General features: G+C 48.3%; 23 protein-coding genes. 9 read left to right on the forward strand and 14 right to left on the reverse strand.

The window, feature by feature from the left end; translation table 11 throughout:
• The first annotated feature begins 54 nt into the window (after positions 1-54).
• Positions 55-1,191, forward strand: coding sequence for an MFS transporter (locus tag D3D03_RS01560; RefSeq protein WP_233550612.1), 1,137 nt, complete (start codon positions 55-57; stop codon positions 1,189-1,191).
• Positions 1,192-1,543: 352 nt separating this feature from the next.
• Here the strand turns inward: D3D03_RS01560 and D3D03_RS01565 are convergent, their stop codons facing one another.
• The 9 genes from D3D03_RS01565 to D3D03_RS01605 form a co-directional block, all read right to left on the reverse strand.
• Positions 1,544-2,722, reverse strand: coding sequence for an MFS transporter (locus D3D03_RS01565; RefSeq protein ID WP_119922530.1), 1,179 nt, complete (start codon positions 2,720-2,722; stop codon positions 1,544-1,546).
• Between the two features lie 141 nt (positions 2,723-2,863).
• Complete coding sequence (locus D3D03_RS01570; protein WP_119922531.1) at positions 2,864-3,994, reverse strand: ABC transporter permease; 1,131 nt, start codon at positions 3,992-3,994, stop codon at positions 2,864-2,866.
• On the reverse strand, positions 3,994-4,695 hold the full coding sequence (locus D3D03_RS01575; protein ID WP_119922532.1) for an ABC transporter ATP-binding protein: 702 nt from the start codon (positions 4,693-4,695) through the stop codon (positions 3,994-3,996). The genes D3D03_RS01570 and D3D03_RS01575 overlap by 1 nt, the downstream gene beginning before the upstream one ends.
• A gap of 60 nt (positions 4,696-4,755) precedes the next feature.
• Complete coding sequence (locus tag D3D03_RS01580) at positions 4,756-5,307, reverse strand: MFS transporter (RefSeq protein WP_119923080.1); 552 nt, start codon at positions 5,305-5,307, stop codon at positions 4,756-4,758.
• Positions 5,308-5,317: 10 nt separating this feature from the next.
• Positions 5,318-6,745 (reverse strand): FAD-binding oxidoreductase, encoded by a 1,428-nt coding sequence (locus tag D3D03_RS01585; protein WP_119922533.1) that lies wholly within the window; start codon positions 6,743-6,745, stop codon positions 5,318-5,320.
• A gap of 8 nt (positions 6,746-6,753) precedes the next feature.
• Entirely contained in the window at positions 6,754-7,776 is a 1,023-nt protein-coding gene (locus tag D3D03_RS01590; protein ID WP_026833497.1) for an ABC transporter permease, read from the reverse strand.
• The gene (locus D3D03_RS01595; RefSeq protein WP_026833496.1) at positions 7,773-8,639 is read right to left on the reverse strand and encodes an ABC transporter permease subunit; all 867 of its coding nucleotides are present in this window, start codon (positions 8,637-8,639) and stop codon (positions 7,773-7,775) included. The genes D3D03_RS01590 and D3D03_RS01595 overlap by 4 nt, the downstream gene beginning before the upstream one ends.
• A gap of 25 nt (positions 8,640-8,664) precedes the next feature.
• A complete protein-coding gene (locus tag D3D03_RS01600; protein ID WP_026833495.1) occupies positions 8,665-9,732 on the reverse strand; it encodes a DUF58 domain-containing protein in 1,068 nt (355 codons plus the stop codon).
• A gap of 4 nt (positions 9,733-9,736) precedes the next feature.
• Positions 9,737-10,660 (reverse strand): AAA family ATPase, encoded by a 924-nt coding sequence (locus tag D3D03_RS01605; RefSeq protein ID WP_026833494.1) that lies wholly within the window; start codon positions 10,658-10,660, stop codon positions 9,737-9,739.
• Positions 10,661-10,912: 252 nt separating this feature from the next.
• On the opposite strand from D3D03_RS01605, the gene D3D03_RS01610 reads away from it, so the two are divergent.
• Positions 10,913-11,527: an NAD(P)-dependent oxidoreductase gene (locus D3D03_RS01610; protein ID WP_026833493.1), complete on the forward strand. Its 615-nt coding sequence runs from the start codon at positions 10,913-10,915 to the stop codon at positions 11,525-11,527.
• A gap of 73 nt (positions 11,528-11,600) precedes the next feature.
• On the opposite strand, the gene amyS is transcribed toward D3D03_RS01610, so the two are convergent.
• Complete coding sequence (gene amyS / locus D3D03_RS01615) at positions 11,601-13,142, reverse strand: alpha-amylase (RefSeq protein WP_119922534.1); 1,542 nt, start codon at positions 13,140-13,142, stop codon at positions 11,601-11,603.
• Between the two features lie 332 nt (positions 13,143-13,474).
• Here amyS and D3D03_RS01620 point away from each other — a divergent pair, with 332 nt between their 5' ends.
• Positions 13,475-14,296, forward strand: coding sequence for an endonuclease I family protein (locus tag D3D03_RS01620; protein WP_026833491.1), 822 nt, complete (start codon positions 13,475-13,477; stop codon positions 14,294-14,296).
• Between the two features lie 197 nt (positions 14,297-14,493).
• Positions 14,494-15,069 carry a YdcF family protein gene (locus D3D03_RS01625; protein WP_233550613.1) on the forward strand — a complete coding sequence of 192 codons (576 nt, stop codon included), beginning with the start codon at positions 14,494-14,496 and terminating at the stop codon, positions 15,067-15,069.
• Positions 15,070-15,109: 40 nt separating this feature from the next.
• Here the strand turns inward: D3D03_RS01625 and D3D03_RS01630 are convergent, their stop codons facing one another.
• Positions 15,110-15,652, reverse strand: a complete 543-nt coding sequence (locus D3D03_RS01630; protein WP_119922536.1) for a hypothetical protein — start codon at positions 15,650-15,652, stop codon at positions 15,110-15,112.
• Between the two features lie 131 nt (positions 15,653-15,783).
• Positions 15,784-15,954 (reverse strand): YtzI protein, encoded by a 171-nt coding sequence (gene ytzI, locus D3D03_RS01635; RefSeq protein WP_114596274.1) that lies wholly within the window; start codon positions 15,952-15,954, stop codon positions 15,784-15,786.
• A 125-nt stretch (positions 15,955-16,079) separates the two neighbouring features.
• On the opposite strand from ytzI, the gene D3D03_RS01640 reads away from it, so the two are divergent.
• Positions 16,080-17,183, forward strand: a complete 1,104-nt coding sequence (locus tag D3D03_RS01640; protein WP_026833488.1) for a PP2C family protein-serine/threonine phosphatase — start codon at positions 16,080-16,082, stop codon at positions 17,181-17,183.
• Between the two features lie 121 nt (positions 17,184-17,304).
• Here the strand turns inward: D3D03_RS01640 and D3D03_RS01645 are convergent, their stop codons facing one another.
• Entirely contained in the window at positions 17,305-18,240 is a 936-nt protein-coding gene (locus tag D3D03_RS01645) for a magnesium transporter CorA family protein (RefSeq protein WP_026828838.1), read from the reverse strand.
• Between the two features lie 121 nt (positions 18,241-18,361).
• Here D3D03_RS01645 and D3D03_RS01650 point away from each other — a divergent pair, with 121 nt between their 5' ends.
• Positions 18,362-18,730 carry an Hpt domain-containing protein gene (locus D3D03_RS01650; RefSeq protein ID WP_026833487.1) on the forward strand — a complete coding sequence of 123 codons (369 nt, stop codon included), beginning with the start codon at positions 18,362-18,364 and terminating at the stop codon, positions 18,728-18,730.
• Between the two features lie 81 nt (positions 18,731-18,811).
• Here the strand turns inward: D3D03_RS01650 and D3D03_RS01655 are convergent, their stop codons facing one another.
• Positions 18,812-19,690, reverse strand: a complete 879-nt coding sequence (locus D3D03_RS01655) for a chemotaxis protein CheV (RefSeq protein ID WP_026833486.1) — start codon at positions 19,688-19,690, stop codon at positions 18,812-18,814.
• Positions 19,691-19,905: 215 nt separating this feature from the next.
• On the opposite strand from D3D03_RS01655, the gene D3D03_RS01660 reads away from it, so the two are divergent.
• The 3 genes from D3D03_RS01660 (at position 19,906) to D3D03_RS01670 (ending at position 23,246) form a co-directional block, all read left to right on the forward strand.
• Entirely contained in the window at positions 19,906-21,345 is a 1,440-nt protein-coding gene (locus D3D03_RS01660) for an NADP-dependent glyceraldehyde-3-phosphate dehydrogenase (RefSeq protein ID WP_119922537.1), read from the forward strand.
• A 171-nt stretch (positions 21,346-21,516) separates the two neighbouring features.
• The gene (locus D3D03_RS01665) at positions 21,517-22,491 is read left to right on the forward strand and encodes an MBL fold metallo-hydrolase (RefSeq protein WP_026833484.1); all 975 of its coding nucleotides are present in this window, start codon (positions 21,517-21,519) and stop codon (positions 22,489-22,491) included.
• Entirely contained in the window at positions 22,488-23,246 is a 759-nt protein-coding gene (locus D3D03_RS01670; protein ID WP_119922538.1) for an SDR family NAD(P)-dependent oxidoreductase, read from the forward strand. The genes D3D03_RS01665 and D3D03_RS01670 overlap by 4 nt, the downstream gene beginning before the upstream one ends.
• The last annotated feature ends 1 nt before the right edge of the window (position 23,247 follow it).

A 23,247-nucleotide genomic window follows, 5' to 3' on the forward strand; every position in this document is an offset into this window, starting at 1 on the left:
TCAGAAAAGGAGCTGTTTTAGATGAACCCTGTCCGTCCTCCTTGTTAAGTCCGGTTGCGTCGAAATATCCGGATTCTTTATCTGATTCGTTTTGCGACAGCTTGTATTCCGGCCTATGTCATCGAACGATTGTTTTGGGAGCAACGCGGAATGACGATTCAAGATGTCATCTATGCGGAAATCGTCTTTGCGTTGACGCTGGTCGTGTTGGAAATTCCGTTTGGACTGATGGTCGACCGGTTTGGTCGTAAGATAGGGATGATCATCGGCACGTCGTTTGAGTGCCTTTCGTTTCTTGTTCTGCTTCATGCCTTTAGTCTGTCGTCCTTTTTATTTGCGATGGTGCTGGCGGGAATCGGAACAGCTGCCATCAGCGGGACGGAAGACGCGTTGTTGTACGAGTCGATGCAACAGATCGGAGCAGGTGATCGATTCGAGCAGACGGTCGGGCGAATGAACGCAGTTGGTCTCGGGACGGCAGGCGTGGCCGCTCTGCTGGGGGCGTGGCTCGCGCAATCGTTTGATTTGATTACCCATTATTATATTTCCTTCTGTTTTTTGGTCTGTGCGGTACTGGCGAGTTGTCTTTTGTCGGACACACACAGTGCACGGCCGGCGACCGAACGAACGAATGACAGTGGATGGAATCGTCTCTTGAAAATCCCGGCGTTTGTCCGGATTGTCTTGTTCACCGTCATGTTTGGTACGACGATCACCTTTTTAGATGAGTTTTGGCAACTGTATGTCCGGGATCAGGGGATTGCCGTTTCATGGTTTGGTATCATTCTGATCAGCTTGATGACGGCTCAGGGAATGGGTAATCTGTTGCCGAAACCAACACGTCCGTATACGGTTCTGTGTTATTTGTTGCTGTTGTATATGAGTGGAATCATTCTGCTCGCCGTGATCGAAGGCCGTTGGTCGGTATTGCTGCTAATCGGTATTTTTTTGATCTACGGATGGTCGGAACCTGTTTTGACGACGTTGTTGCAAGACTGTTTGCCGGATGGACGTCGGGCGACCGGCAGTTCGGTGGTCTCGTTCGTCGAGAGTCTCGCGACGATGGCGGCAGGACTCGGTTTCGGGCATATCAGCCAGACGATCGGCTTAAACGGGGCGTACTTTTACCTCGGTCTGACCGGTCTGTTGCTGGGACTCGGAATGATGTTTGTCTTGCGGATAAGGGGTTGATAATCCCATTCAACTTATAGGAAAATTAATTTTTCCTATAAGAGTCGTGTGAAGCGAGTGGTTCCGGTTGAACAAAATGGGGCTGATTCAAAAAAGTATTACTCGTCTTTTCACGCCCTTTCCTCAGGCGAGACACAAGCCAGTTTTCCTGCCTCATTCAGGCAGGAAATCGGGTCTTATTTGTCTCTGACAGCGCAAAAATGCGCTTTTTCCTGTAGGAGTTGCGTGTAGCGAGTAATTCTTTTTTTACGAGATGAGGGTGGCAGACTTATAATCTGCCACCCTCATCTGTGTCGAGATTGACGTTTAAGTCAGCCTCATGTTCATGAATCGTATTCAAAACGTGGATCAATTACGAAACGTGGCGTTCCGCGGAGGCGGGGACGGATTGTTGAAGCCGCCGTGCCGAAGGAAGCATCAACAGCGCGATGACAGCGGCAATCCAGTACACGATTTCGATATTCAAGCGGTCCGCCAGCAGACCAAACAGTAAACTGCCAAGACAAAAACTGAGGGTATAGACGGTTTGCTGCATGCTGTACACGTAAGGTAACCGGGCGATGGGTGTAGCTTCCTGTAACCGGGTATTCATGTCAATGGCCCGTAATTGACTGGCTGCCCCTTGTACGATACAGGCAACGATGGCAAACACGACATGCGGCGCCGAGGTGAAAAGAACGGTCGCGCCAATCGATAATAGGACACTGCTCATCAACAAGGGTGTCCGTTTCGTGCGACGGAGCATATAGTAACTGCCGCCGATCATGCTCAGCAGGTAAAAGGCATTGAGAATGCCCCACCAACTGCCGGACAGTGCGAGGTGCGTATCGATATAAACAAGAAACAACGCTGAAATCCAGGCAGTGCTCGCAAACGCATCGATGCCGAGTAACGTCGTATTGAGACGGGCCGCCGGATGCGTGCGGGTATACCGAAAACTCGATTGGAAAGTCGGCGATTCGTCCGAATCTTCGACCGGATCAGCCAGATGCCGCACTTGATGATGAAACAACGTTGTCCAAAGGGTCGCTCCGATAAACAAGCCGAAGGAAATCATCAAAACAAGATGCGGCGAACCAACACTGACGAAAATGGCTCCAAGCGGCCACATCACGAGTTGGACGACTTGATTGGTTCCTTGGACCAAACTGTTGGCTTTTTGTAAATCATCGGTGATACGGGGCAGGAAGGCGCTCTCGATGGGACGTGCAAAACCATCGAGGAACGCAATCCAAACGACGCACACGAGAAGAGAAGCAAGGGGAAGATCAAGAAAGACGATCAGTCCCAGTGTGATGGTTTTAATCAGTTGGCTGAACAACAGCAAGGAGGCATGTCGAAAGCGTCGTGCAAGAGAAGCAAAGAAAAATCCGCTCATGGTCATGCCTGCGGTCACGGCAATCGGAAACAAGGCAGCTGTACTGGCTTGACCCGTTTGTTGGTAAAGGGTAGCGATGAGCGCGACGATGTAGAGCGCATCTCCCGCATTCGCTACCCACTGGCTGACCAGTAAAGTTGTAAATCGGTTCATCTAAAAAACCTCCACATCGTTCGTATTTAGTTGGTGGATGGATTAATAGATGGATTTACATCGGTCGCCCTCATTTCGTTTTTTTTGATTGTATAAGGAAAATAATGGATTGTCAACGTTATCATTGATGCTCTCGGGGTTTTAGACCGGTCGTTGTTTTTTCAACGCCCGCATATTGAGCAAAACGAACAGAGTCATGAAACCGGTCAAAACGATTAAATCCATCCAAATGTCCGTGAAACCGGCGCCTCGAATCATGATGTTTTGCAAGGCGTCTGCCGCGTAGGTCAACGGCATCAAACGATTGATGACTTCCACCCAGGTCGGAGCATCGGTCAAATCAAAAAGTCCACTGAAAAAAATCTGCGGAACGATGGCGAGCGGGATGAACTGAATCAGTTGAAATTCTGTCCGGGAAAAACTCGACAACAGTAAACCGAGTGATAAGGCAACGCTGGCCGTTAAGAGATTCACGAACAAGAGCAGGAAATAGTTTCCTTCCTGGGTTACGTCCAAAACGTTGACGATAAACAATTGAATGAGGATCGTCTGAATCGTCACGAACAGGAAAAACCCGACGAAATAACCGAAGACGATGCTCGACCGTTTAAGGGGAGTCGCAAGCGTTCGTTCAAGTGTCCCGCTGGACCGTTCCCGTAAAAAGCTGACACCGGCAATGATAAACACGAACAAGAAGATGAAGAACCCCATCAAGGCAGGCGCGATTTGATCAAACAATTCGGCATCCGGACTACCGTACAAAAACTGGATGTCCGGTTTGGCGGTCGCAGGCACGACAGGGGACGGAGCGTCGAACGTCTGGTTCGTCAACGCGGTGAGTCGCTGTTGCAACTGCTTGACGGTCTCCGAAAGTTTGGTGTTCGTCGCCGTCGCCTGTTGCCCCTGAATCGTGATCAACGTCTCTTGAATGACTTGAAGTGCCGCGGCATTTTTCGAGACATCGCCACCTTCTATCAAAATCTCCGGTTGACCGTTCTGATAGGTAATCAAGGCTTCAATCCGTTGATCATTGAGTGCGTCCATGCCTTCGGCTTCCGTTTTAAAAGACGCTGTATCAGTTTTGGAAGTCAACGTGTCTGCGAAGGCAGACGGAACATCAACCGTTCCGATTGTCACGTCGTCGGAACTTGAACCGAGAATCGTCGACAGTAAAAAGAGGACAAATAACGGAGCAAGGAACATCATCGCAATCGTTCGTTTGTCCCGAAAAATTTGGGAGATGACACGTTCAGCTACCGTAAGTGTTTGCATCAGACTCGCTCCTTTTGAATAAACGCTTCGTCGATGGAGCCGAAGCGTTGCACCAGTTCGGCGGGGGTTCCTGCATCAATCAGACGGCCATGCTGAATCAACAACAGCCGGTCACACCGTTCGGCTTCGTCCATGACGTGTGTCGTGACAAGGATGGTCACACCCGACCGGCGTAATTGTTCGAACTCGTGCCAAAATGTTTTTTTGAGGGCGGGGTCAATTCCGACCGTCGGTTCATCAAGCAACAGTAAACTGGGTTCATGAATCAAAGCGATGGCAAGGCTGAGCCGCCGTTTCATGCCGCCTGAGAATTGATGGATCGGTCGGTCGGCATCGTTCTTTAAATCAACGAACTGGAGCACCGTCTCGATTCGTGCTCGAAGCCGGGCTTTTTTCAGACCATACAGCTTTCCGAAGTAACGGAGGTTGCCGCGCGCCGTCAAGTCTTCATACAAAGCATCGGCTTGAGCCATATAGCCGATCTGTTCCGCCTGTTTCAATGAAGGTTGTTTTGCTCCGAGGACGGTCACTGTCCCTTTCGTCGGTTGCTGAAGGCCGATCAAGGACTTGATCAAGGTCGTTTTTCCCGACCCGCTTGGTCCGATCAAGCCGACGATTTCCCCGCGCCCGATCGTAAACTGTACATCTGTCAGGACCTTGATTTTTCCGAACTGTTGGGAATAATCCATTACATCAATCATATCGTCACATCCCTTCTCCTTTCCTATACCCGATTCAAGACCGGTCGGTGAACCATCACGTCATTTTTTTAAAGGCCTTGGCCGGCTGAACCATAAACGCAAGGTGACATAAAAATAACAGGCGGAAATGAGGTAAAACAGACTTCCGATTGTCAGGAAATCAATCAGGTAACCTGCCGCGATGATACCCAAAGCAGACCAAAGCGACGTCTTAAAATGATAGTGACCAACGGTACGTCCGATGGTCGTCGGAGCCATGTCTTGCCGGGCAAGAACGGTTTTTTCAGTGTTTTTTTGAAGAGCACCCAGCACCCCCATGATGATTTGAATCAGGTAGACGTGACTGATTTCCGTCACGATCGGAACGTATAACAAAATCAATGCCATACCAAACGTATGGATCATCAGCAGAAGGCGGTCGCCAAACCGGTCACTGAGTCGACCGATTCCGAGATAGGCGAAGGCGGAAGTCAAGGTGAAGAGTCCGTAAGCAAGACCGAACTGGGCATAGGAGTCGCCAATTTGACGGACCAGCAGCAGATAAAAAGGAAAAATGACGCTGCTGCTCATTAAAATCATACTTTGGATACGGATAAAAAGAGGATAGTGCATCATCGTCGCCTCACTTGAAATAATCAATATAAAACTGGTTCATGAAAATCGATTCCGGATCATACTGCTGTTTCGCTGCTTGGAAGGAAGCAGCTTTCGGATACGCCTGTTGAAACTGGGCACGTGTCGCAAACGGATAATACGGCAGGTAATAACTGCCGCGATGATCGAGTGTCACATCAATCAATTTTTGGACGATCCGTTTCGTCTGCCGGATGGAAGCGGCATCGGTCTCCGTGTTGATCAGCCAGACCAGGGCGAACATGTCTTGTTTCGCATAGGACAGCACAGCCGATTCATCCCGTTCAACGTAGCGGATCGTGATGTTTAAAACATTCAGTTCCTCCGTCGTCAAAATCGACCGGAGCTGATCGATGTACGGAACAAAAGATTCGACCGGAACAAAGTATTCCTGCAACAGTTCGGTTCGACTGGGACTCGTATAGTCCATAAAGGCACTATCGGAGCGCATGACGTTGTTTCGGGATTGGAACGTACCGCTTTGTTTCAGGAAATAGGATTTCTGGAACGACCATAATTGATTTTTCCCGAAGTCGCTGTAACGGGAGAGACCAAGCAAGGCCTTCGGTAAAGCGATGATGGTTTCCTGCTTGAGCGGTTCGCCTTCAATCGGGATCGTCCGGTCAGTTTTGCGGTAATTCGTTACATACATTTCTTTGAAAAAGCCGTCCGGTGCAACAGAAATCCGTCCGATGTGCATCCTGACATCTGCATCATCAAGCACGTGTTGTTGAAAATAGGTTGGATACTCACGGTAATCCAACGCGATGGTCTGCTCCGTATACCATTCGTCTTCGGTCAGTTTGAAGGTGACATCCAATATGACACCAAACAGACCATATCCGCCTGGGACCAACCGGAATAAATCCGGATGCTCCGTCCGGCTGACGTTGACGATATGACCGTCGGCGTTCAGCAGACGAAACGATTCGACCGTGTCGAGCAACGAACCGTATCGGATATCCCGTCCGTGGACATTAACGCTGAGCGCTCCTCCGACTGTGAAGATGTTTTGCGACTGCATGACTTGGATTGCAAGTCCGTCCGGCTGAATCCGTTGTTGAATCTCGGCCCAGGTGACACCGCTTTGTGCGGTGATTCGCCGCTGTTTTGGAGCATAGTCCAAAATCATGTCATAGTTCGTCATATCAAGGACCGTCGCGTCGGCCAAGTAAGTATGTCCGCCTTGGCTGTGTTGAAGTCCGGCAATTGAAATCGTTTCGTGATTCCGTTTTGCCTGCCGTATCCAGTCCGTCAGTTCATCCGGCGATTGAGCGGAACGGACTTGTTTGATTCGGGTCGGTAAGAGTTTGGACTGGTCCGAGCTGATCAGTTTTGGATGTTGATACTGCCAGACCGACCAAGAAAAAGCCGCCATATATAGAACTATGACGGGAAAAATGATGATTCGTTTCATACAGCCTCCTAAGGTTTCGTCGAGATGCGGACAGGTTCAAATGGATCAGACAGTTGCGTCGCTGCTGCTTCGGCCTCGGCAAGTTCCTGCATGGGAGCATGGACCAATTGTTGCCGGCGCAAGCGGTACGCGCGTTCCAGCCGACTCGTCAATAGGTTGGCGAAGAACACAAGCAAGGCTAACGCGATGGCTGGGACCAGGAACATGTGATTGATCCAGGAGAGCGCTGTGAATTGCAGGAAATAATAACCGAACTGGGACGCCCATTCGAAAATGGTCGGCGCGACCCCGTCACCAAATAAAAGAAGGGATCCACCAAAGAAGACACCAAACAAGGAAATGTGAATCAAAACCATCAAAGTCTGGACGAATTGTTGCATGAAGACGATCGTCAACGTCGGCAACAAATGCGGCCAGATGTGTGTCCGGAATTGGTAAAATGGACTTCCGCCTAGCGTCCGGGCAACGAGCATGAACTCTTGCGCGAGCAACTGTCGGGTTTCACTGATTAAGTAAAGCAACAGGGCGGGTAAACCGAGTAACGTCAGGACGCTTACTTCGAGCAAGGCCCGGGACGACATGGACGGAATCAAGGCCGGATCGGTCAACAATAAAGCAGGCAATAAAATAAACAACGCAAGCAATGAGATCGGGATGATCAAAAAACCGTCCAACAGGAGTCGCAGACCGGTGTAGAGGCGTTTTCCGCGAAAAGCAAGCGGAACACCAATCAACAAAGCGAGAGCAATCCGGACAAAGGCGACCGTGAAACAAACGCCGATCGTCCACTTGGCACCCTCAATCAGCAATTGCAACAAATCATTCCCGGCACGATCCGTTCCAAGCCAGTGCTCACTCGACGGTTCGAGTGGAGAGGTCGCAAGCAGCGTTCCATCGGCCGAATAAAGATTCGTGATTTGATCGACTTGACCATCCCGAAAAAGTGTATTGCCGACACTGAGCGTCATCAACGCAGCGAACAGGAGCAAACCAATCCAGAAGAGTGGATCTCGTATCAAGACACGTCTCATGAAATTCCTCCTTTCCACGAGCGGGGAATACAAAGTTCCACAACAGTATCAAAAATGAAAAAGGGAACATAAATCAAGAGCAGTAAAACAAGCAGAATCGAAAAATCTTGATTGATCAAAATGAACCGGAACATCCCCTGAACGTTAAAGGTATATTCGATGACGACAAGGCTTGATAGAATCGTAATGATATTCGTCCGGAAAAACAGATAAAACCGGTAAAACAGGTTCGGCAGCAGATGTTGCCAAAACTGACGGGTCGATTGGATACCCTTGGCACGGGCGAGTTCGAGGTAACTTGCTCCCTGTTCTTCCTGAATTCGTCCGGTCAACCACTTGATGAAGAAAAAGACCGTCGTCAACGATAACGTCAAAATGGGTAAAAAACGGACGTGATCGTCAGCACCACCGGCGATTTCAATTCGGTTGAATCCGGTCGTCTTAAATAAAATGATGACGATACACTGTGAAAAGATGACCCAAAACAGATCTGGAACCATTTCCAGCGTCCGTGTCACTTGCGTCAAGAGCGAACGAATCTTAGGGCCGGCTTGATAAAACAAAAAGGCATACAGTAAAGCCGCGACTGCCGAGCAGATCAAGGCACTGCTGAAGATTAGAAGCGTTTCCTGTATAAATGGTTCGAGATCCGGAAACAACAATCTGTTTTCCGCGGCCGTCGCATTATAATAAGTGATGGTGTCCCACGTCGTCAGCAGGTTGAGTTGCTGTTCGACCGTCTTGAAGTAGTTGGAAAAGTCCGGTCGCATCTGGACGATCAGACTGGGTAAGGCACTGACGCCGAGCAAGACGAGTAGGGCCATAATGAGTTGGATGGTCTTGCGGATGACAAATGACTGCATGTTTTCCCTCCTGTACGCCACCGGTTTACCCGATGGCTTGAATGTTGTCATTACCAATTTGAATCAACTGGCTGTTGCGGTTTTTCCGACGCATGACATACCGTTCGAATTGACCGGTCGCGATATAGTCGTCCCGCGTCGACAGTGTCGACAGCGTCAGCAGGATTTGTTTAAGTTGGGGTTGTCCTTCCTTTAGTTTCAGATGGGTCATCTGATTATTCGCATCCAGACGATTTAAGAACAGTTCGATCTTGCAGCCTTCTTTGATCAGTTCACTGACAAGAAACGCCGTCTGATCGATGAAAGTCTCGAAGTTCATATGCAGTCCGTAACCGCTTGGTCCGGAAAGATTCAAAGCAAGTGTGAACGTATCTTGGTTGCTCGTTTCAAAAACCTTTGCCTGCAGTCGTCCGGTTTTCGCTGTCGCATACCAATCAATTTCTTTCGACGGTTCGGCTGTATAAGGTTTTGCCCCGAGTTGCACCAGTTTATTTTTCAGCGGGGAATACCGATCGGTACGGTCCCCGATCCGAAGACGGTGCAACAAGAGCGGTGTCGCTTGTGCCGTCAAAGAGGGAAGAACCGTGAATCGGGGAAAGGCATCAAAGGTAAACAAGTAGACACCCATCCGCCAGGGCAGTTTGATCGTCAAGGTGATTTCGTCAAATGCGGACGGTCCCCGGCGTGTCGTCCGGATCGGAATATCCAGTTGCTCATGCGTCCCGATGACGGCATGATACGTATGGGGATGAAGCGGATCCATTTCCGGAAAGACCAGCCCCTCGTCGGTATGCAGACGAAGCGTCGTCTTGAGACCCAGTTTTTGGAGAGCCTCAAGACCAAACAACTGTAACCGTAACGTCGTCGACTCATGATTGAACATGAGCGGCTCATAATGTTTCCATTCCAAGGCAATGGTCGTCATCAATTGTTTTTCCGTCCGACCGACGACGTAATGAACCGTCGCAAGCGATGCGAAGCCGAAACCGAGTAACGATAATCCGGGTATGAACAAGAAGACGAATGTCAGAATGATATAAACGGAGAACAACCGTGATTCGAGCCAAAATGGGACAGAACGTTCAATCTGCATCGTGTCACCCCATTTCGACCGGAACAGGTATGTCGTCGAGCAAATGCACCAAAAGATCGGCTTTCGTCGTTTTGATACCGCCTTCGAGTGTAAGCGTCAAGCGGTGGGACAAGACATGTTTAGCCAGGTATTTGATGTCTTCCGGAATGATGAAGTCACGTCCGTTGAGGAAGGCGTAACTTTGAGAAGCCCGCAGTAACGCAATCGCACCACGGGGACTGACGCCGACTTCGACCAAAGCATGATGACGGGTCGCCTGAACGATTGCAAGCAGATAATCGAGGACGTCCTGTGAAGCGTGGACCCGTCGTGCTGCTTCCTGCCAAGTAATCAAGTCACCGCCCGTCGCGATTCCGACGGCTTGTTTCCGGACGTTCGCCAACACTTCAATCAATAATTGGCGTTCATGCTCAAGATCCGGATAGCCGACTTCAATCGCTACCATGAACCGGTCGAGCTGGGCGTCTGGCAGCGGGAACGTGCCGGCGGATTCAATCGGATTTTGTGTCGCGATGACAAAAAACGGGGCCGGCATCTGATACGTCGTGCCGCCGATCGAAACTTGACGCTCTTCCATCGCTTCGAGTAACGCGGACTGCGTCCGGGGAACAGCCCGATTGATTTCATCAATCAAGACGACGTTGGCAAAGAGGGGCCCCCGTTTGTTCTCAAACTCTTGTGTCTTCAGGTTAAAGAAGTCAGAACCGATGACGTCTGACGGCAGGAGATCGGCCGTGAACTGAATCCGGGAGAAGGCACTGTCAAAACTGTTGGCGAGTGCTTTAGCGAGCATTGTTTTCCCTGTTCCGGGTACATCTTCGAGCAAGATATGGCCTTCTGCGATTAACGCTGTCAGACACAAATCGATGACATCAGCTTTTCCAAGATAAATCGTATTTAATTGATCCTTCAGTTGTTGCAGTTTCATAAAATTCCCTCCGTATCAGTTAATTTGAACTCGAATCACAGTCATTTTTGGGAGATTTGAAGCGCATTATGGTGAAGAATCTCCATAAAAAGAACAGGATAAGGAAAAAATATCCATTGTTATTAACTGAATTTTAGCACAAATTGAAATTGAGAAGGAACCATTTTCTGAAAATATGAAAAAGCTAACACGATTAACGATAGAAAGGGAAGGGTACATGAATTAGAGAATACGCCAGAGGAGGAATTTTTGATGAAGCTGATTATTTTCGGAGCAACCGGTCAAACGGGACAAGAATTAGTCAAACAGGCAATCGCCCATGGACATACCGTGACGGCTTTTGTCCGCAATCCAGATAAACTCGAGTTGACGGACGAGAAACTGCAGATTATAGAAGGGGACGTACTTAACCAAGAAGCGGTGAATCAAGCCATGCAGGGACAAGACGCAGTAGTGACGGCCCTCGGAACCGAAAGTCTGGCGTACAGCGGATTTTTAGAACGCAGTCTTCTGCGGATCATCAATGCGATGAAGATCAATGGTGTCGAACGAATCGGGTATGTCGCTTCGGCGGGAGTTGATCAGGAACTTCCGGGTGCCCAAGGCTTACTGGCCCAGCAAATCCTGAAGAACCCGTTAAAGGATCATCGTCAGGCCATCGAACTGTTGAAACAGGCGGATGTCGCCTATACGGTGGCACGGCCGCTGCGGCTCATGAACGGTCCGTTGACCGGACTGTACCGGCAAGCCGATACCGGTGTACCGGAACAAGCGAAACAAATCAATCGTGCCGATGTCGCTCACTTTTTACTCGAAGCAATCGAGCAGGACGAACATGTCCGGGGGAGCATTGGACTCGCGGAATAAGAAAAGCCGATTTTCATGGACCTCATTATGGTCCCTGAAAATCGGCTTTTATCATGCTGTTATAATTAGGTCATTACTGTTGCCGGTAAACGGAGACGGATCCGCCATTGACGAAGAACTGACCGTAACCGTCTTGGTTGATCGTGACAGATGCGGAGTTGTTGCCGGTGATATCTGTCCAAACCTCACCTTTGTTTTGTGTTCCGACGTACATCCACTTGCTGCCGCCCGGTCCATCGGAAAGGATGGTCGCGAGACCTGATTTTGCGCGATCCGTTACCCCTTCGCGTGTCCAACCGATGATATCGGCATTGTCGAGATAATCGTTTTGTTTTCCATAGGCAAAGTCTTTCCGGGCTTTTAAGAGTGGATCGATTTTAGAGCCCAGTGCTGGAATTTCCCGAGTTGAAGTACCTTTTGTCCCGTAGTAATCCCCGTAAAAGACCGACGGATACCCTTGTTCACGCGTTAAGATCATTGCGTAAGCGAGCGGTTTGAACCAAGCCTGGACCGTTGATTCGAGCGATTGGCCGGGTTGTGAATCATGGTTTTCGACAAGTGTGACAGCAAGCGTCGGATTGTCTTGGACGACGGTTCCATTAAAGATTGTCCGCATGTCATAATACCCGCCACCTTTACTCGCCTGTTCGAACTTGTAATGCAGTGGGGCATCGAAGACCGACTGCTGATAGTTCGTCCGGCTGAGATAGTTTTTCAGCGTGCCGAGGTCATTTTGCCAGTATTCGGCTACCGTAAATAACGGTTTGCCGGTTGTTTGCCGGACGTTGGCAAGCCAGTCCGCGAGATAACCGTGTTTGATATGTTTGACGGCGTCGAGTCGGAATCCGTCGAGACCAAGCTCATTGACGTACCATTTACCCCAGTTCTTCATTTCCTGCTGAACTTCCGGATGATCAAAATCGACATCAGCATACATTAAGTAATCATAATTCCCGTTTTCCGTGGATACATCAGTATCCCAGGCTTTTCCTGTACCCCGGAACTTATAGATGGCGCTTTTGGAACGTGACTGATCCCAGTCTGTCCCGTCAAAGTGATACCATTTCCACTTGAAGTTCGAATATGCATTGTTACGTGTGGCGAAATTAAAGCCGGTCCAAGCTTGAATCTGATAATCTCCCGAAATTTCCTGATTGCGGTTGCCGCCGTTGACTTCAACAGCAGTTACCGATTCCGTGAAATCAGCGCCGCCTTTATGGTTCATGACGACATCACCGTAGACATCAATCCCGGCTGTATGCAGTTGATTGATGGCCGATTTCAGCTGTGCTTTCGTTCCGTATTTCGTCCGGACAGTTCCTTTTTGATTAAATTCCCCGAGATCGTACAAATCATACGCACCGTACCCGACATCATTTTGACTCGTTCCTTTGTAAGCGGGCGGAATCCAGACCGAGGTGATCCCGAGCTGATCCAGTTTCGTCGTATCACTGCTCAAGCGGTTCCAATGGTTGCCGTCGTTTGGCAAGTACCATTCAAAATACTGCATCATCGTTCCATTGTCCGCCGTCGCGCCGACTGCAATCGGTTGCACAAGTGGCGCTAAAAAAGTAGCTGTCGCAAGTGTTGCGACAATCAAGCGTTTTTGTTTCATGAAAGAACCTCCTATGAGTTTATGAAAGCGTTTGCATCTCTAGTATATCAACCAGACGGCGCCGGTGTATCAACCGCTGCGCTTATTTGCAAACATCTTGTTTTCGTGACTTTTGACCCTAGAATATTTTTTTAGATGAAGAATGATTGCGAAATTGATCTGATATTGAGAAAAAAACAGGACCTTCTGACTCTTGAACATCAGAGTGAATTTTGATTCAGTTTAAGGCCGTGAATTTAAAGGTCTTTTGTCCAGCTTCTCAGATCCGAAATGAGGTGTGAAAATGAGGATGTAACGCCAGCACGTACATATGCGATCAAGGGGGAAACAGTATGAATTGGAAGTCGAAAATCAGCGGTGCGCTTGTCGCGGCACTGGCACTTGGGTCAATTTCGTTTACACCAGTCATTGCTAAAACAGAACCAACCAAAATCGTTGCCGGACCACAGATGGTCACGTCACAATCAACGATCGATGCTTATTATTTACCGGCGTCAGGAAAAACCGGAGCAGCATTAAAGGCATCGTTGCACGACATCATCGATAACCATACACAAGTGTCGTATGATACCGTCTGGACAGCCCTCAAGGAAACAGACCAGGATCCAAACAATGCGAATAACGTCATTGAACTCTATACCGGTAAATCGATTGCGAAAAGTAATAACGGTGGGAACGTTGGTCAATGGAACCGGGAGCATGTCTGGGCAAAATCGCACGGGGACTTTGGAACAAGTAACGGACCGGGAACCGACTTACACCACCTTCGTCCGGAAGATGTTGTCGTCAACAGTGCACGGGGAAATCTTGATTTTGACAACGGCGGAACGAAGTATGCCGGTTGTGACTGTTACCGCGATGGTGATTCATGGGAGCCTCCGACACGTGTCAAAGGCGACATTGCGCGGATGATCTTCTACATGGCGGTCCGTTATGAAGGCGGCGGCGAAATCGATTTGGAAGCATCAGAAAATGTCAGCAACGGTACAAATCCACTTCATGGAAAACTGTCGACGTTAAAAGCATGGAACAAGCTGGATCCAGTCGATGCGATTGAAAAAAGACGAAACGATATCATCTTCGAGAAATGGCAAAAAAACCGGAATCCCTTCATCGATCATCCGGAATACGTGACGTCAATTTGGGGAAATTGAACCAACGATATGAATAAAAGATACATCCCATACTCACGGGATGTATCTTTTTTGTCGATCATCCAAATGAAGATTCCTTTAAAGAAATCAGTGATGAAACCTTTTTCGTTAACGGGCGTATATACAGAAGTGTAAAAAATGATGAAAGATCAAAAAAGTAATCGGCACTGAGGGGAACGTTGCAGAAGATGAATCGTATGAAATTTCGTGTAAGGCGTATGTATAAAGTTGGTTTCGGCATCATCTCGATGCTGGTCGTGTTTTGGTTCAGCATGGGTCTGTTCGTCGCTAAGGGAGAGCGACCGTTGGCAAATGGAAAACATCCGTATGTCATCGTGCTGGGAGCCGGTGTCAAAGGAGAGACTCCGTCATTAATTTTAAGCAACCGGATTGAGGCGGCAGCCCGGTACGGCAAACAGTTTCCGGATACGACTTTCATTTTGAGTGGCGGGCAAGGAAAGGGCGAGGCAATTTCCGAAGCCGAAGCGATGCGACGGGGAATGATTGAAGCAGGTATTTCCGAAAATCGTTTGTTACTCGAAGATCAATCGACGTCAACTACGGAAAACCTGACGTTTTCGAAACGGTTGTTACCGGAATCTGAAACCCGTGTTTCAATCGTCACGTCAGATTTTCATTTGTATCGGGCACGAAAGGAAGCCGAGCAGATGAACTTGACGACCGATGCGATTCCGGCTGAGACGCCGCTGTCAGGTGTATTACGTTACGGGATGCGCGAGCGTGTCGCGATCATCGTGAAGTATTTTCAATGAAAAAACACCTTCACAGTTGAACTGTGAAGGTGTCAGTCACTTATTTATTTTGCTGTGAATCGTTTTGCTGTGAACCGCTTTGTTGTGTATTTTTAGGTTGATGCTCAGCTGGGGCTTCTTCTTTCCCGAGCGCCACGTCTTTGGCTTCGACCACTTTATTGCTGATCGAATTGAGATCACCTTTGGCTTCGTTTACTGTGTCTTTCACAGACGAAGCATCCGTTTTCACCGTATCGAGTTCCGTGTTGACTTTGTCGTAGACGTTTTGAACGTCTGATGCGACTTCTTGGATGATGCTTGAAGCGCTCTTCACTTGGTTGATGACTTGTGACGCTTTACCTGACGGATCTTCTTTGATGGAAGAAGCCAGTGTCGACACGGAGTCCTTGGCACCACGAAGGCTCTGCTTCGTGTTTTGACGGCTAGATGAACTGAGTAATGTCAAGAGACCACCGACGACTGCCCCTAACAACATTCCCGTAAGTAAACTGACTTGGCGACCAGATGACGCTTCCTGATCGAATTGACGGTTCGGGTTTTCAGCATGTACAGCATGTGGATCGTTTGGTAAGTTTGGTTGCATGATTGACACTCCCTTAAAATATTATTTGACCATGATATGAATATACCCTTATCTGCTAACTGAAAACATGCATTTGTAATACAACAAAAAGACCATCCAATGATATGATGGTCTGAGACGATCCAGTAATCTTACGGTCGATGCTCGTCATCGTGTTTTTCAGTCAGCTTACGGTTGATTTCATCGTAATCAATTTCGATGTCATCCTTATTGCCTTTATAGCCGTACCCTTTTGAAATCACGAGGATTGAAGCGACCAGGACGAAAACGATGATTAGAATGGAGACGACATACAGCCACATGATCCATTCCCCCTTTCATTCTTCCTTTAGTATGACGGAAAAAGCGCCGTTCGTCTAAACGAAAATGTAAATTGTGTGCTAAACTATTTTCAAATGAATATGTTAATGGAACGAGGTGAGACGACATGAGTATACTAGTCGTAGATGATGAGTTTACGAATTTGATGATTTTGGAACGATTGCTTGAAAACGAAGGATACGATGTGGTCAAGGCAATGAGTGGGGAAGAAGCGATGGAACTGATGGAAGACCCGCTGTTCATCGAAACACTTGACGTCGTATTACTCGACGTGGAAATGCCCGGAATCAGTGGAATTGACGCCACACGTTTGATTCGTAAACGGTTTGGCTTGGATGAATTGCCGATTGTCATCGTATCGGGTCGATCCAATGAAGAAGATATTGCCGATGGACTTGATGCCGGTGCCTCCGATTACACGACGAAGCCGATCCGGAAAACGGAATTGTTGGCCCGTGTCCGCAATGCCATGTCACTCAAACAAGCCATTGACGCCCGGAAACGGTACGAAAAGGTGTTACAAGAAGACTTCGACTTGGCGCAAAAACTGCAACAAAGTGTCTTGAGCGCAAACATCGAAGATGAGGATATCCGGATCATGGCAACGTACATCCCGTCAAAAAAACTGGCAGGAGATATGTACGCCTGGTATCGGATTTCGCCTCAGAAATATGGCATCATCTTATTTGACGTGATGGGGCACGGTGTTTCATCCGCTTTGATCACGATGGGCATGAGTTCGATTTTGTTTGAACTGGTGCACCGGATCGGTGACCCGGCAAAAGTGCTTGAAGAATTAAACAAGCAGATGAGCCGGCTGTTTCCGGGAGATGAGACGGAAATCTACTTTACGGCCGTCTATTTGTATATTGAACTCGACGAGATGAAACTCAGCTACGCCAATGCGGGACATCCACCCGGTTTATTACGGATGGGCAATCAAATCATTCCGCTTGAGAACACAGGCCTTCCGGTCGGGATGTTCGAGGATTCCGAGTATACGAGCCATACGATTGACCTTGTTTCGCCTGGATGTGTCTACTTGTATACAGATGGTTTCATGGAATTGTACAGTAAGGGGATTGATGAGGGGATCAGCGCGATTCGTGAATTGATCCAGCAACAAGGACCGGGCATTCACCAGCTCATTCAACCGGATCAGAGTGATGATGCAGACGATTTGTGTCTCGTCACGGTTGAAATCAATTAAAAAATGAAAAAACCACTCACCTTCGAGAGTCGTTTAGATTGGGGACAGAGCGGACAGCTGTCCGTTCCTCCAATTCTGCGAACGTCTTGAAAAGCGGGTGGCTTTTTTTTTGGTTTGTTTGCTAGAAGAATCGTCGGCGCCATAAAATAAAGGCAGCTAAACCGGAGAAGAAAATCATCATGCCGAAGACGATCCAAAATCCGATGACTTCGCCTTCCCAAGGGACATGGACGTTCATTCCGAACATCCCGGAAATCATCGTCGGAATCGAAATGACGATCGTGATCGACGCTAAAAACTTCATGACGAAGTTGACGTTGTTCGAGATGACGGAACCAAACGTATCCATCGTCGAACTGATGATGTCTTTGTAGATCTGGGCCATTTCCATTGCTTGACGGTGTTCGACGAACACATCTTCTAGCAAGTCTTCATCATCCTCGTGTTTTTCAAGACTCGGTGTCTTGATGATGCGATCGAGGACGCCGTCATTGGATTTTAAGGAAGTCATGAAATAGACAAGTGACTTCTGCAGGTTCATCAATTGGAAGATTTCCTGATTTCGCATCGATCGTTGTAATTCTTCCTCCAATTCATCCATCCGGCGATCGATTTGCCGGAGGAACCGGAGATAGGAGGAACTGACTTTATATAAGATTTGAAAGACGAACCGTGAGCGGTAGTTCGTCCGGAACGCGCGGAGTTTTCCGCTCGAGAACAAAGTCAACACATCAAGCTGTTGCGAACAGACAGTGATGAAATGTCTCGACGTTACGATGATACCAAGTGGAATCGTATTGTACCGTCGTCCAGATGATTCTTCTTCAATGTAGGGTACATCGACGATCATCAATAACCCTTCATCATCTTTCTCAAAACGAGGTTTTTCCTCGACGTCCAGTGGATCGTAGATAAAATCCTCAGGAATTTTTGTGGCAGCGATGACTTGATCGGCTTCGTCTTTTGTCGGATTGACAAGATGAATCCAAGAACCTTTCGTGAACTCTTGGATTTCGTTGACTGCCCCCGTCACATCGCTTCGATAAATCGTCAACATTTGTCTATCCCTCCTGCTCTTCACTTTTTTATTATAGGAACACTATGGAGGGCGTGTAAATGATTCTCAGATTTTTTTTTGAAACGATTAATGATAAAATACAAACAAGGGAGGGAATACGATGCCTTTTTTCAATACAAAAAAATTAGAAGAACTGCGTATGATTGCAGGTGGCGATGAAGTGTTTCTACAAAAAATCGGTGAGACGTACATCGCTCAATTCGATCGTAAGTTTCCGGAATTGAAAGACGCAGTCGCAGCAAATGATGCGGTACAGACCGAAAAATTAGCTCACTTACTAAAAGGCGCCTCCTATTCCGTTGCAGCGGACGACTTAGCAGATGATTTTGAACTTCTAGAGCGTGAGGCGGAGACGGGTTCGTTAACGAATGCCTCCGATATCTTGCACCGGGTCGAGCAATGTATGGTCGATTTCAGGAAAGTATGGCTGGATGTCTTTCTCGGCAAAAATCCTGATTCGGTCCAATGAAATAAAGCAAATTCGTTTTCGACGAATGAGAAAAACCGTCCTCCTAGTGTTCAGGAAGACGGTTTTTTCGTGATGTAAGAATTAGAGGACGTATGTATCAACCGTTTCGATCAAGCGACCGATTTCCGGTTTCGTGATTTGCGCATTGACTCCGACCGATTCTCCTTTATGACGGAGGTCATCCGAAATCAGGGACGAGAACACGACGATCGGCAACTCGGTATACCGGTCATCTTCACGAAGACGTTTCGTCAAATGTAATCCGTCCATTTTCGGCATCTCGATATCCGTGATCAAGAGATCGCAGTCGCTTCCCGCCTCAAAGGCATCAAACGCATCCTTTCCGTTGATGAACCATTTCAGACCGTGATAACCCGCTTCTTCGAGCGTTTCGATGATGAGGGTCCGCAACATCTCCGAGTCCTCGGCAATCCAGATCGTTTTGTTCGACCGGTTACGCGGCAAAACACGACGTCCTTCTTCGCGGGCGAAGATGTCTTTACGTGAAAGTTCGAGGGCGATTTTTTCATAATCGAGCAAGATGATCATTTTATCACCGGTCTTGACGACACCGTTCGTCAATCCTTCAATTCCACGTGCCAGCTCATTCGGCGTATCAATCTGTTCCCACGAGATACGGCGGATTTCAGTCACGGCGTCTACCCGGAGAACACTTTTTTCTCCGTTGAATTCACAGATGATCAAGCGATCATCCGTCGTTTCTTCGTGGGCAACGCCGATGACAGTCGGTAAATCGATCACGGTCATGACTTCACCGCGCAATTCAATTAAGCCTTTGACAGCATCCGGTGTTCCCGGGAGTGGAGTCATTGGTAGCGGGACGATGATTTCCCGGACCTTCATGACATTGATACCAAACGTATACGGACCACAGTGGAAAATGACGATTTCCAATTCATTTGTTCCGGCTTCTAATAAAATATCGTGTTGATTGTACACGTTATCGAGCTCCTTTCAATCCTGCACTGCACTTCTGACTAGTTATCGGCAGATAGCGGAAAAAATTACATACGAAAAAGAATAAAAAAATTGTTGTAATCGCTTTCATTTTATGTTAAGCAAAAAGTTTGGCATTTGTCTGACCAATTGATTACAATAAGCTATGCAGCCACACACTGAAGTGAGAGAGAAAAAAGATATGGAGGTCGAGTGGAATGACTACAGCAACAACGTATACATTTTTATTAGATGGACAATGGCATGAAAGTGAATCCAATGAAACGATTGAAATTTCTTCACCTTATAAAGAAGACATAGTGGGTCGTGTTCAAGCGATGACAAAACCGGAAGTCGATCGAGCGATCGCTTCAGCCAAAACGGCACAAGCGGAATGGGCAAAAGTACCGGCCAACAAACGAGCGGAATTACTCCATGCTTGGGCAACTGAACTTGAGAAGCGGGCGGATGAGATTGGGAAAGTCATCATGCGTGAAGTCGGTAAAGGTCTTGCGGACGGGATCAAGGAAGTAAAACGGACAGCTGAAATCATTCGTTATACAGCGGAAGAAGGTCTTCGTTTTGATGGACAGATGATGCAAGGGGATTCATTCCCGGGCGGAAGCGCCAAAAAAATCGCTGTCATTAAAAAAGCACCACTCGGCGTCGTACTGGCGATTTCACCGTTTAACTATCCGGTCAACCTCGCAGCGGCGAAACTTGCACCAGCCTTGATGACAGGAAATGCTGTCGTCTTCAAACCGGCGACACAAGGATCAATCAGCGGTATCTTGATGGTAGAAGCTCTTGTCGCAGCAGGTCTGCCGGCAGGACTCGTCAATCTCGTAACCGGTCGTGGATCGGTCATCGGTGATTATTTGACAGCTCATCCCGGCATCAACATGATTACGTTCACAGGTGGTACGGCGACGGGACAACATCTCTCGCGTCAATCGTCAATGATTCCACTCGTTCTCGAACTTGGCGGGAAAGACCCGGCCCTCGTTCTGGAGGATGCGGATCTCTCGCTCGCGGCAGATCACATCATCAGCGGTGCGTTTTCATATTCCGGACAACGTTGTACAGCAATCAAACGTGTATTCGTTCTTGAACCTCAGGCAGATGCGCTCGTCGCAGAATTGTCTGCACGAATCGCGAAATTGACAGTCGGTTCACCGGAAGACGAAAGTGTTGTCGTCCCATTGATCGATGCGAAGTCAGCTGATTTCGTCGAAGGTCTGATTACGGATGCGAACGAAAAAGGCGCTACGCTCGTCACAGGTGGAAACCGGACAGCGAACTTGATCGAACCAACGTTGTTTGACCATGTCACACGCGATATGCGGATTGCATGGGAAGAACCGTTCGGACCGGTCTTACCAATCATTCGTGTCAACTCGGTCGAAGAGATGATCGCCTATGCGAACGAATCGGAATACGGTCTTCAAGCAAGTGTCTTCACGGAAAACATCGACGCAGCGTTCAGTGTTGCTGACGCGCTCGAAACCGGTTCGGTTCAAATCAATGGTCGGACGGAACGTGGTCCCGATCACTTCCCGTTCATCGGTGTGAAATCTTCAGGTCTCGGCGTACAAGGCGTCGGACGAAGCTTAGCTTCGATGACACGCGATAAATTAACCGTCCTCAACTTAAAATAAGCAGTAAAACGACCTTTCAATCTGCGGAAAGGTCGTTTTTTTGCATCCAAATGACGCTTAAGGACGTATGCTGTTTACCTGAATATTCGATGACAGCAGACAAAATTTGCCGCTGTCACTCCTTTCTCTCTATAATGAAGGAAACGATGGAGAGAAAAGAGGGGTTTGCCCATGTCACAAGAAGATGAAATCTTCGTATTACCTATACCGACACCGTTTCCAGTCGGTGATGTGAACTGTTACGTCTTACGGACAAAAACAGAAACAATCTTGATTGATTGTGGTCCGGATACGGAACAAGCTTGGCAGGCGATGCAAAAAGGACTGGCACACATCGGCTTAACCGTCTCCATGCTCGATAAAGTGATCGTGACACACCATCATGCGGATCATGCGGGCATGGCGTACCGTTTCTCGGACCAAGGGATTCCGATTTACGGACATGCCCGATTACGTCCGTATCTGGAACAAGACGAGACTTTTTTGAGCCAAGGCGACGATTTTTTACAACGTCTGGCGATTTCGTTTGGTGTACCGGAAGAAATCCGGACGCTTTTGCCAAGCTACATGTCAGCCTTGAAATGGCTCGGAAAAGGACGGCTGGATCATGTCTTGCAGGAGGGCGATTCGATTTGTGAGTCCGGTACATACCGAGTCCTCGAGTTACCGGGACATGCAAGTGATCAAATCGGTATTTTGAGTCAATCCGGTGTTTTGTTTGCGGCCGATCATCTGTTGGCCCGGGTCGAACCCAACCCGTTGCTTGAGCAGCCGCAGAGCGGCGATACGTCGGACGCGAAACGACCTGTCTTGGCCTATATGCGTTCGCTTCGGAAATTACAGGGAGAACAGATCGAGCTGGCCTACACCGGTCACGGTGAACCGATTCGCGATGTTCCGTCCTTGATTGAAGAACGGCTGTTACAACGCAAGGCAAGAGGGGAACAGTTGCTGAAGCACATAGAAGGAGAACAGACACTGTTCGAATTGGCCCGTGTGACATACGGCAACCGGTTAAAAAAATCATTTCCGCTTGTCATGAGTGAGATGAAGGCACGTCTCGACTACCTTGTCGCCAGTGGACAGATTACGGTCGTCAAACGAGACGGGATTTTGTATTACGCCAAACAAGGTGAAAGCTCATGAATCTACTGAATAAAGTCGTCGTCTTGACCGGTGCCTCAAGTGGGCTCGGCGAGGCACTTGCGCGTGAACTGAATCGCTACGGGGCAAACTTGATTTTAGTGGCGAGACGGGAAGACCGGTTACGTCGACTGGCAAAAGACTTGAATGCCGAGTATTTTGTCTATGACTTGGAACATTCACCGGAGCTTCTTGCAGAACAGATCGCAGAACGGTATGGCATGATTGATGTACTGATCAACAATGCAGGATTCGGGGAGTTTAGTTTTTTGGAAGATACGACAATCGAGACGATTGAATCAATGACGCGGATTAACGTCCTCAGTCCGATTCGACTGACAAAAGCGTGCCTGCGTCTGTTCCGCCCAAACGGGATGGTCATCAACGTCGCCAGTCAGGCAGGCAAGTTGCCGACACCGAAGTCGACGATCTACTGTATGACGAAGGCTGCCTTGTTGCAGTTCTCAAACGCCTTGCGTCTGGAACTCAAGCCAAAAGGAATTCATGTCATGACCGTCAATCCGGGACCCATCGCAACGGAATTTTTTGTTCGTGCGGATATCAGCCGGAAATACGAAAAAAACGTGGCGAACATTCTCTTATCAAAAGAGAAATTGGCGCAAACAATCGTCCGGGCGATGGTCAAAAAAAAGCGGGAAGTCAACGCCCCTTTCTGGATGGAAGGTTCCGCCAAAGCATATGCGCTGTTTCCGAGGATGATCGAATGGTTCGGGAAATCAGGTTTTGATAAAAAATAAA

The organism is Exiguobacterium sp. RIT452 (assembly GCF_003598705.1).
Taxonomy (GTDB): Bacteria; Bacillota; Bacilli; order Exiguobacteriales; family Exiguobacteriaceae; genus Exiguobacterium_A; species Exiguobacterium_A undae.